The sequence below is a fragment of the Microbacterium sp. MYb72 genome (genome assembly GCF_002979415.1).
Classification (GTDB): domain Bacteria; phylum Actinomycetota; class Actinomycetes; order Actinomycetales; family Microbacteriaceae; genus Microbacterium; species Microbacterium natoriense.
Genome location: NZ_PCOT01000056.1, coordinates 1 through 9,180, shown reverse-complemented (window position 1 = coordinate 9,180; position 9,180 = coordinate 1). Strand labels below are relative to the sequence as shown.

The following is a 9,180-nucleotide window of genomic DNA, read 5'->3' as shown; positions in this document are numbered from 1 at the left end:
CCCAGCCCCTGAGCCCCCTCGACGGCCGCTACCGCGGCGCCGTCACCGGTCTCGCCGACTTCCTCTCCGAGGCGGGCCTGAACCGCGCACGGGTCGAGGTCGAGGTGGAGTGGCTGATCGCCCTCACCGACCGCTCGCTGTTCGAGACGTCTCCCCTGTCGGATGCCGACAAGGAGCGCCTGCGCGCCCTCTACCGCGACTTCGGCCAGGCCGAGATCGACTGGCTCGCCGAGAAGGAGGCCGTCACGCAGCACGACGTGAAGGCCATCGAGTACCTGGTGCGCGACCGTCTCTCGACGCTCGGACTCGACCGCATCGCCGAGCTCACCCACTTCGCCTGCACGAGCGAGGACATCAACTCCGCCTCCTACGCGCTCACCGTCAAGCGCGCGGTCGAGGAGGTCTGGCTGCCCGCTCTCGACACGATCATCACCAAGCTCCGCGAGCTGGCCGTCGAGCACGCGGATGCCGCGATGCTCTCCCGTACGCACGGACAGCCGGCGACCCCCTCGACCATGGGCAAGGAGCTCGCGGTCTTCGCGTGGCGCCTGGAGCGCGTTCGGGGCCAGATCGCGGCATCCGACTACCTCGCCAAGTTCTCCGGCGCGACCGGCACGTGGTCGGCGCATCTCGCCGCCGACCCCGACGCCGACTGGCCGACCATCGCGCGGGAGTACATCGAGGGCCTGGGGCTGGGCTTCAACATCCTCACGACGCAGATCGAGTCGCACGACTGGCAGGTCGAGCTGTACGACCGCGTGCGTCACGCCGGCGGCATCCTGCACAACCTCGCCACCGACATCTGGACCTACATCTCGCTGGGCTACTTCGCGCAGATCCCCGTCGCCGGCGCCACCGGCTCCTCGACGATGCCGCACAAGATCAACCCGATCCGCTTCGAGAACGCCGAGGCGAACCTGGAGATCTCGGGCGCCCTGCTCGCCTCGCTCGGCCAGACCCTGGTCACGAGCCGCCTGCAGCGCGACCTCACCGACTCCACGACGCAGCGCAACATCGGCGTCGCGTTCGGGCACTCGCTGCTCGCGCTCGACAACCTGCGCCGCGGCCTGAACGCGATCTCGCTGTCGCGCGACGTGCTGCTCGCCGACCTCGACGTGAACTGGGAGGTGCTCGCCGAGGCCATCCAGACCGTGATCCGCGCGGAGGTCGTCGCCGGGCGCTCCACGATCCAGGACCCGTACGCGCTGCTCAAGGAGCTCACCCGCGGCCACCGCGTCGGCGCTGCGGACCTCGCGGAGTTCGTGCAGAAGCTGGAGATCGGGGATGCCGCGAAGCAGCGACTGCTCGCGCTGACCCCCGCGACCTACACGGGCATCGCCGAGCAGCTGGCGAAGTAGCCCGGATGGACAGCGCACAGCTCGCGGCGGCGACGCTGCCTGTGCGTCGCACCGGGAGTCGGTACGACGCAGCGGAGGTCGACGCGTTCCTCGCGCGGTGCGGGGAGGCGCTGAGGGCCGGGGAGCGCGGGTTCCGCCCCGCGCTCCGCGTGGACGAGATCGTGCTCGCGCAGTTCCGGAACGCGCCGTTCTTCGGCACCGGCTACGACGCGGATGCCGTGGACAACCTGCTCGACGAGGTCAGCGTGCGCCTGCGCGCGTACGACCCGGAGTCGGCGCAGGAGAAGGCGCAGGAGGCCGAGCTCCGCGCCATGCTCGACGACATCAAGAAGCGCCCCCGCAGCTGACCCGCTCTCCCTGCGTCACGCTGCCGCCGCCGTCGAGTTCACGCGACGTCGACGCGACGCTGAGGCGCGGAAGAGAGGGGGCTAGCGCGCCTCGCCGGAGTGCTCCTCCACGGAGTCGCGGGGCATGAAGAACGCAGCGGCCAGGGTCAGCGCGGCCACGACAGCGGCGCCGACGAACACCCAGACGGATGCCGAGATGATCGTCGCTGGATCGTCGGGGCCGGCTCCCTGCGCGATCACGGAGTTGGAGATCGCTCCGAACACGGCGACGCCCAGTGCGCTTCCCGCCGAGCGGGCGAAGGCGTTCATGCCCGTGACGGCGCCCCTCTCGCCCCAGCCGACCGACGCCTGGGCGGCGATCAGCGTCGGCGCCGCGCTCCAGCCGAGACCGAAGCCCAGCACGAAGGCGATCGCGGCCACGGAGAACGGGTTGGGCCACGGCGACACGACGGCGAGCACGATCGCGGCGGCGGTCGTGATGCTCATGCCGGTGAGCGTCGTGCGGCGGAACCCGATGCGCAGATAGAGGCGCCCCGCGTTGGCCGCCGAGATCGGCCAGCCGAGCGTGAGCGCGGCGACCGCGAGCCCCGACAGCAGCGGAGCGATGCCGATCGATCCTTCGAGGTAGGCCGGAGCGAAGCTGGTGACGCCGGTCATGAGCGCGCCGATGCCGAGCGAGACGATCGTGGTCGTGAGGATGAGCGGACGTGCGGCGAGCCGCAGGTCGACGATCGGCTCCGCGGCCCGGCGCTCGACCAGAGCGAAAGCGACGAGGGCCAGCGCGCCGATGCCGAAGCACAGCGCGCTCTGCAGGGAGAGCCACGCCCACGCGTTGCCGCCCTCCAGCATCCCGAGGATGAGACCGGTGAGCCCGACCGTCAGCAGCACGGCCCCCGCGTAGTCGATGCGGTGGCGCTGGGTCTGCTTCTTCTCCTCGTAGTTGCGCAGCAGCATCCACCCCGCGATCAGGCACAGCGGGATGTTCACCCAGAAGATCCACCGCCAGGCGTCCAGCTGGGCGAAGATGCCTCCGAGGGCGGGGCCGACCACCGAGGAGATCGCCCACACGGACGCGATGTACCCCTGCACCTTGGCGCGCTCGGCGACCGTGTAGATGTCGCCGACGATCGTCATCGACATCGGGGCGACCGCGCCGGCGCCGAGTCCCTGGATGATGCGGAACAGGATCAGCGCGGGCATGCTCCACGCGAAGCCGCAGAGGATCGAGCCGAGGAGGAAGAGCCCGATGCCGAGCAGGATGATCGGCTTGCGCCCGACGGTGTCGGCGAAGCGCGAGTAGATGGGCACGCTGACGGCCTGGGCGAGCAGGTACACCGAGAACAGCCAGGGGAACTGCTGGTAGCTGCCGAGATCCCGCACGATGCTGGGCACCGCGGTGGCGAGGATCGTCGCGTCGATCGCGATGAGACCGGTCGAGAGCATGAGCGCCGCGAGGACCGGTCCGCGTTCCGATCGGAGTCCGATGGAGGCGCGGTCGATCGAAGCAGTCACTACAGGCACAAGTCCCCGCGGTGCCGGACTATTCCGAGTCGGCAGAAGATGCCGGTCAGGAGGAGGCGGTGCCCTTCGGCGACTCGGACTCGGCGTCGCCCTCGGTCTCGGGGTCGTACAGCACGGGCCGATCGACCGTCTTCGTGACGTCGGCGGGGTCGACCGCGAGGATCAGCATGGCCAGAGCGAGCAGCGTCACGATGAACGCGCCCCCGCCGACGACCAGGCCCAGCGCGATCGGGGTGAGCCCCTGATAGGTGCCGTTGGCGATCGCGGTGTTGACGCGCGACGTGAAGGCGCCGGTGGAGATCAGCGTGACCAGCGCGGCGAACACACCGCACCCGAGCGCGATGCCGAGCAGGTGGAGGGGGCGCAGGATGTCCCGTCTGGTGGGCTTCTCGTCGCTCATCGCTCTCCTCCGCGCGCGGCCTCGGCCGCGCTCAGTCCGTCATCGGATGCCGTGGTGACGGCATCCGCTCGCTTCGGGGTGAGACCCGCGATGCCGAGGAACACCGCCACGATCGCGGCGTACCCGCCGAACATGCCGACGCCGAGGATGATGCCGGTGAGCACGAACTCCCCCGCGTCCTTGATCGCGTAGGGCTGCGTGAACCCGGCGGGGATCGCCAGCAGCAGGATGCCGAGCAGGATGCCGAACGCGCCCACGGTGATCGCGTCGCGTGCGGTCGGCTCTCCGGCACGCCGCGCTCGCAGACCCGCGATGAGCTCGACCACCCCGGTGGTGACACCCCAGGCGACGACGATGACGAAGAACAGGTCGTCGGTGCGCCAGGCGGGCACGCCGCCCGCCATGCCGAACAGGAACCCGAGGGCCGCGAGCAGCACGTACGGCCAGCGCGATCCCGCAGGGAAGACGAGCCAGGCCGAGAGGGCCAGCACGAGGGCGGTGGTCAGGGCGAAGCCGCTGAAGACCGCGAGTCCCACCGCCGCCGAGTGGTCGGGCGAGAAGGTGATCATCAGCGCAGCGGCCGCGGCGAACAGCGCGCGCACCAACTGGACGTGGCGCACGGTGAACGTGCGAGCAGGGGCAGACATGACGAGCAGGGTCCTCCGAGGTGTCTCACCCAGTCTACGCGCGGGCGCGGAGAGCTGTGGCCGTGCCCGGAGACGTTCGTGGGGCCGGGTGGATCTCCCCAGATCGATCACCAGGCCCCACGACATACGCAGCGAGGGGGCATCACTGCGCCAGGCTGGTCGTGCAAGGTCGGGCACCCTGCTTGCGGCGACACAGCCAAGTGACCCCACTCCGGCACCTCCGTCCCCTGAGGTGCACGTGCGCGGTCGTAAGCTCACTCTAGGACGAAGATCTTCACATACCGGAGGGGGCCTGTGATGAGTTCGAAGAAAGTTCTCCGCACGTCCGGGACGGATGCTGTCGCCGCCGCTCTCCGCGACGGCATCAACGCCAGAGGCGTGACCCTCGCGTGGCTGCACGAGCAGCTCCGCGTCCGCGGCAACAGGGTGTCGATGGCGACCCTCAGCTACTGGCGGTCCGGGGCTCGGCGCCCCGAGGGCGTGCAGTCGATGGCGGCGCTGCACGACATCGAGGAGCTGCTGCATCTCCCCGATGGGGCGCTGACCGCTCTGCTCGGCGGCACCAACCGCACGGGTCCTCTGGGGCCGAACCAGTTCCCCCTCGACGAGAAGGAGCTCGAACAGGCGGTGAAGGACACCTTCGAGGCCCTGGGAACCCCCTACCCCGACACGAGCCGCGAGCTCACGACGCACTCGGTCACCGACGTCGACGCCGACGGGAACGTCTTCCGCTGCATCACCCGCAGCGTGGTGCAGTCGACCGTCGGCACGGTGTCGGCCATCCCCTTCCTCGAGCTGAGCCCCGGGATCAGCACTCCGGCGCCGCTGCTCGACGCGGTCTCCGGCGGCAGCATCTCGGCGCGGTACTCGCACCCGACCGGCGAGGTCCACGGCGCGCTGTTCGAGCTGGAGAGCCCTCTCACCGCCCCCGGCACCGCGGTCATCGAGTGGTCCATCGCCTACCCGGACGACTATCCGCCCACGCGCGAGACGGGTCATGCGGTCGCCCGACAGTGCCGTGAGCTGATGGTCTGGACGCGATTCCACCCCGACGCGCTGCCGGACTGGATCGAGGAGAAGATCGAGACGCCGACCGGCATCCACCTCGCCCCGCTGTCGCTCGAGGGCCGGTCGTCGATCCATCAGGTGCGCAGGGCGTTCGGCCCCGGCACGGTGGAGCTGCGCTGGGGCTTCGGGGAGCGGACGGATCAGCCCGGCTGATCGCCGGTCGCCACGGGGCGGCCGGGGGTGTTCGACCACTGGCTCCACGAACCGGGGAACACCTTCGCCGGGATGCCGACCTCGTCGAGGATCAGCGCGGTGTGCGCGGCCGTGACGCCCGACCCGCAGTACGCGGCGACGGCCGTGCCGGGGGTGACGCCGACCGACGCGAAGGTCGCCCGCACGGTGTCGTGATCGAGGATCCGCCCCTCGGCGTCGAAGTGCAGCACGGTGGGCAGGTTGCGGGCGCCGGGCACGTGGCCGGCCACCGGGTCGAGGGGCTCGGTCTCGCCGCGGTAGCGCTCGGGTGCGCGCACGTCGAGCAGGACTCCGGATGCCGGGAACGCCGCGGCCTCGTCGATGGAGATCGTGTCCGCCCCGATCTCGGCGAGCACGACGTCTCCAGGCTCCGGCGCGACATCGTCGGTCGTCGTGTCGAGACCGGCTGCCTTCCAGGAGCGGATGCCGCCCTCGAGCACCTTCACATCGACCCCGCCCTGCCGCAGCAGCCACCACGCGCGCGCCGCCGCGATGCCCTTGGCATCGTCGTACACGACCACCGTGTCGCCAGGGCGCACGCCCCAGCGGCGGGCCGCCGCCTGCAGCGTCGCGGTGGACGGGAGCGGATGCCGGCCCTCTGACGGCTCCCCGTGCGTCGCGAGCTCCTGATCGAGCGGCACGTACACCGCACCGGGGACGTGCCCCTCCAGGTACTCGCCGCGTCCGTCCGGACGGTCGAGCCGCCAGCGCACGTCGATCACGCGCACCGGCGCGCCCGTGGTCAGCAGGTCGTTGAGTTCGGCGGCGGTCACGAAGTTGCTCATGGGGCGAGGCTACCCGCCGGCGACCCTCGGCTCGCCGATCCGGTCGCATTCCGTCATGGGCCGCGGCGGCATCCGACCGCGGACGGGGTCATCCTGTCGGCGCGGTCGGCGGTGTGTCGGCAGCATCCGGAGAATCCCGCCGGCACACCGGCCTCCCCGCCGACAATTCGCCCGCCGTCCGAACGCTGTGAACGCGAAAGGGGGATGCCGGTGACGGACGCCGCGGCGGCGATAGGCTCGGGGAGGCAGATCGAGAAAGGCACCGAATGCCCGCTCGTCTCCGCTGGATGCGTCTCCGCCCTCAGGAGGTCGCCCTCGTCGCGATCACCGCGGTCTGGGGCAGCACGTTCCTGCTCGTGCACTGGGCCATGGAGCACTCGGGGCCGTGGTTCTTCGTCGGCATCCGGTTCCTCGTGGCCGGTCTCATCAGCGTGGTGATCTTCCGGAGGTCGCTGCGCGGCATCCGCTGGCGCGACATCGGGGCGGGCGCCGCGATCGGCGTGATGATCCACCTCGGCTACGGCCTGCAGACGGTGGGACTGCAGACCATCGACTCCAGCACGTCGGCGTTCATCACGGCGATGTACGTGCCCTTGGTGCCGTTCGCGCAGTGGGCGGTGTTCCGCAGGCGTCCGCCCGTGATGGCGTTCGTCGGGGCGGGTCTCGCGTTCGTCGGCCTGCTCCTGATCGCGGGGCCGGACGCCCTCACGTTCACGCTCGGCCCCGGCGAGTTCGCCACGATGATCAGCACGCTGCCGATCGCGGCGGAGATCATCCTCATCAGCTTCTTCGCGACCCGCGTCGACCTCGGCAGGGTCACGATCGTGCAGCTGCTCACGGCCGGGGTGCTCGGCATCCTCACCATGCCGGTCGTCGGCGAGGGCGTTCCCGCGTTCTCGTGGGTGTGGGTGGGGGCGGCCATCGGTCTGGGAGCCGCGAGCTGCCTGATCCAGCTCACCATGAACTGGGCGCAGAAGTCGGTGTCGCCGACCCGCGCCACGATCATCTACGCCGGGGAGCCGGTCTGGGCGGCCGTCGTCGGACGCATCGCCGGCGAGCGTCTGCCCGTCACCGCGCTGATCGGCGGCGGACTCGTCGTGCTGGGCATCCTCGCCAGCGAGCTCAAGCTCATCCGCCGCCGCAGACAGCCCTGACTCTTCTGTCCCCCGCGGTCGCCGTCGACGTCACGCGGACTCGGCGAGTGCACGAGTTGTCGACGCGAGGATGCCGTGCACTCGTCGACGTCACGTGAGGTCGACGCCGGGGAGCGGGCTCTCCGGGGGCGTCGAGTCGTTCGCGCGGAACGGACGCACGACGAGAAGCGCGACGACGACGGCCGCAGCGCTCAGGGCCAGCCACATCCACGGCGTGGTCTCGAGCCCGATGAGCGAGGTCTGCCACTCGCGGCAGTACGAGTTCGCGGAGTCCTGAGCGTCCACGCACATGCCAGCCCCGAACACGGGGGCGAACAGCACGGTGGTCAGGAGAAGACAGCCGAGGACGATCCACAGCGCCCTCTTCGCCCCCTTCGTCATCCTCCCTTTCTACGCCACACGCTGAGAACGCCGCGACTCCGCAACCCGATCGTGACCGGGAGATGCCGGGAATAGAGACGGGGCGTCCGCGTTGCACCAGACATGATTGAAACTTCAACCGTCGTTCCGATCGCCACAGAGCGGACCCGTGTGCGCGTGCCGATGCGCTTCGCCGACGGGTTCTCCACCACCGCAGACGTGGTCACCTTCGACGGTCTCGTCGACGGACGCGAGCACCTGCTGCTGGGACTCGGTGACTGGCGCGGAGCGATGGAGCGCGCGGCCGAGGGCGGCGACGCACCCCTCGTGCGCCCGCACAGCGAGTGCCTCACGGGCGACGTGTTCGGCTCGGAGCGCTGCGACTGCGGTCCGCAGCTGCGCGAAGCGGTCGAGCGGATCTCCGACGAGGGCGGCTTCCTGCTGTACCTGCGCCAGGAGGGTCGCGGCATCGGCCTCTACGCCAAGCTCGACGCCTACGCGCTGCAGGACGCGGGACTCGACACCTACGAGGCGAACGTGGCCCTCGGTCACGGCGAGGACGAACGCGACTACACCGTCGCCGCGCAGATGCTGCGCGCCGTGGGCGTCGACGGCATCCGCCTGCTCAGCAACAACCCCGACAAGGCGGTGCAGCTCGAAGAGCTCGGCATCCGCGTCGCCGAGCGCATCCCGACCGGCGTCCACCTGTCGGAGGCGAACACGCGGTACCTGCAGGCGAAGCGCGACCACACCTCGCACACGCTCGACCTGTCGGCCGCCTGATGAGCGAGCGGCGGCTCGACGACGCCGAGATGGCGACCTGGCTGCCGACCATCCGCTTCGTGCAGCTGCTGCCACAGGTGCTCGACCGGGCGTTGAAGGCCGAGACCGGACTCAACCACGCGCACTACGCGATCCTCATCACCCTCGCCGGTCAGGCCGACAGGGCGATCCCGATGACCGAGCTCGCGCACATCGCCGGACTCAGCCGCTCACGCCTCAGTCACGCCATCGACTCGCTCGAGGAGCGGGGGTGGGTGACGCGCACGAGCTGCAGCAGCGACAAGCGCACCCTCACGGCAGCGCTCACGGATGCCGGGCGCGAACTGCTGCGCTCGGCGGCCCCGGTGCACGTGGCGCAGATCCGCGAGCTGGTGCTCGATCCGCTGACCACGCAGGAGCGCGATCAGCTGGGCGGCATCCTCTCGAAGCTCCTGCCCGGGATCACCGACGCCCTGTAGCGCGCGAGCCTCGGGGGTCGTGCTTCGGGAGGTGCGGGGCGAGCGCGGAACGGGGCCGGCGTTGGCGGAGCGAGCGAGGTCGAACAGGTGCGCGGTCTCGGCCTCGT

The 9,180-nt window shown here is 70.6% G+C and carries 11 protein-coding genes; 6 read left to right on the top strand and 5 right to left on the bottom strand.

Annotation, left to right across the window (positions count from 1 at the left end):
* Together purB and CQ047_RS18380 are read left to right on the top strand one after the other, a co-directional pair.
* A partial coding sequence (gene purB / locus CQ047_RS18385) for an adenylosuccinate lyase (protein ID WP_258132742.1) occupies positions 1 to 1,358 on the top strand: 1,358 nt, incomplete at its 5' end.
* A 5-nt stretch (positions 1,359 to 1,363) separates the two neighbouring features.
* Positions 1,364 to 1,705: a hypothetical protein gene (locus tag CQ047_RS18380; protein ID WP_105677478.1), complete on the top strand. Its 342-nt coding sequence runs from the start codon at positions 1,364 to 1,366 to the stop codon at positions 1,703 to 1,705.
* Between the two features lie 81 nt (positions 1,706 to 1,786).
* On the opposite strand, the gene CQ047_RS18375 is transcribed toward CQ047_RS18380, so the two are convergent.
* The 3 genes from CQ047_RS18375 to CQ047_RS18365 are packed head-to-tail and all read right to left on the bottom strand — an operon-like array spanning position 1,787 to position 4,273.
* Entirely contained in the window at positions 1,787 to 3,217 is a 1,431-nt protein-coding gene (locus CQ047_RS18375; RefSeq protein WP_181156010.1) for an MFS transporter, read from the bottom strand.
* Between the two features lie 55 nt (positions 3,218 to 3,272).
* Positions 3,273 to 3,626, bottom strand: a complete 354-nt coding sequence (locus CQ047_RS18370; protein ID WP_105677477.1) for a hypothetical protein — start codon at positions 3,624 to 3,626, stop codon at positions 3,273 to 3,275.
* The gene (locus CQ047_RS18365; protein WP_105677475.1) at positions 3,623 to 4,273 is read right to left on the bottom strand and encodes an acyl-CoA synthetase; all 651 of its coding nucleotides are present in this window, start codon (positions 4,271 to 4,273) and stop codon (positions 3,623 to 3,625) included. Before CQ047_RS18365 ends, CQ047_RS18370 begins: the two co-directional genes overlap by 4 nt.
* Before the next feature lie 297 nt (positions 4,274 to 4,570).
* On the opposite strand from CQ047_RS18365, the gene CQ047_RS18360 reads away from it, so the two are divergent.
* Positions 4,571 to 5,494, top strand: a complete 924-nt coding sequence (locus CQ047_RS18360) for a hypothetical protein (protein WP_105677474.1) — start codon at positions 4,571 to 4,573, stop codon at positions 5,492 to 5,494.
* On the opposite strand, the gene CQ047_RS18355 is transcribed toward CQ047_RS18360, so the two are convergent.
* A complete protein-coding gene (locus CQ047_RS18355; RefSeq protein WP_105677473.1) occupies positions 5,482 to 6,318 on the bottom strand; it encodes a sulfurtransferase in 837 nt (278 codons plus the stop codon). The genes CQ047_RS18360 and CQ047_RS18355 overlap by 13 nt on opposite strands.
* Positions 6,319 to 6,584: 266 nt before the next feature.
* On the opposite strand from CQ047_RS18355, the gene CQ047_RS18350 reads away from it, so the two are divergent.
* Positions 6,585 to 7,472 carry a DMT family transporter gene (locus CQ047_RS18350; protein WP_223585573.1) on the top strand — a complete coding sequence of 296 codons (888 nt, stop codon included), beginning with the start codon at positions 6,585 to 6,587 and terminating at the stop codon, positions 7,470 to 7,472.
* Between the two features lie 90 nt (positions 7,473 to 7,562).
* Here the strand turns inward: CQ047_RS18350 and CQ047_RS18345 are convergent, their stop codons facing one another.
* Positions 7,563 to 7,853 (bottom strand): hypothetical protein, encoded by a 291-nt coding sequence (locus tag CQ047_RS18345; protein ID WP_105677471.1) that lies wholly within the window; start codon positions 7,851 to 7,853, stop codon positions 7,563 to 7,565.
* Between the two features lie 102 nt (positions 7,854 to 7,955).
* On the opposite strand from CQ047_RS18345, the gene ribA reads away from it, so the two are divergent.
* Both ribA and CQ047_RS18335 read left to right on the top strand, forming a co-directional pair.
* Positions 7,956 to 8,615, top strand: a complete 660-nt coding sequence (gene ribA / locus CQ047_RS18340) for a GTP cyclohydrolase II (RefSeq protein ID WP_105677470.1) — start codon at positions 7,956 to 7,958, stop codon at positions 8,613 to 8,615.
* Positions 8,615 to 9,073, top strand: coding sequence for a MarR family winged helix-turn-helix transcriptional regulator (locus CQ047_RS18335; protein WP_105677469.1), 459 nt, complete (start codon positions 8,615 to 8,617; stop codon positions 9,071 to 9,073). Before ribA ends, CQ047_RS18335 begins: the two co-directional genes overlap by 1 nt.
* Positions 9,074 to 9,180 lie beyond the last annotated feature (107 nt).

Coding starts and splice junctions, on each gene's coding strand:
- CQ047_RS18350 (WP_223585573.1), top strand. CDS start 6,585: ATGCCCGCTCGTCTCCGCTGGATGCGTCTCCGCCCTCAGGAGGTCGCC.
- CQ047_RS18360 (WP_105677474.1), top strand. CDS start 4,571: ATGAGTTCGAAGAAAGTTCTCCGCACGTCCGGGACGGATGCTGTCGCC.
- CQ047_RS18370 (WP_105677477.1), bottom strand. CDS start 3,626: ATGAGCGACGAGAAGCCCACCAGACGGGACATCCTGCGCCCCCTCCAC.
- CQ047_RS18355 (WP_105677473.1), bottom strand. CDS start 6,318: ATGAGCAACTTCGTGACCGCCGCCGAACTCAACGACCTGCTGACCACG.
- CQ047_RS18365 (WP_105677475.1), bottom strand. CDS start 4,273: ATGTCTGCCCCTGCTCGCACGTTCACCGTGCGCCACGTCCAGTTGGTG.
- CQ047_RS18380 (WP_105677478.1), top strand. CDS start 1,364: ATGGACAGCGCACAGCTCGCGGCGGCGACGCTGCCTGTGCGTCGCACC.
- CQ047_RS18345 (WP_105677471.1), bottom strand. CDS start 7,853: ATGACGAAGGGGGCGAAGAGGGCGCTGTGGATCGTCCTCGGCTGTCTT.
- ribA (WP_105677470.1), top strand. CDS start 7,956: ATGATTGAAACTTCAACCGTCGTTCCGATCGCCACAGAGCGGACCCGT.
- CQ047_RS18335 (WP_105677469.1), top strand. CDS start 8,615: ATGAGCGAGCGGCGGCTCGACGACGCCGAGATGGCGACCTGGCTGCCG.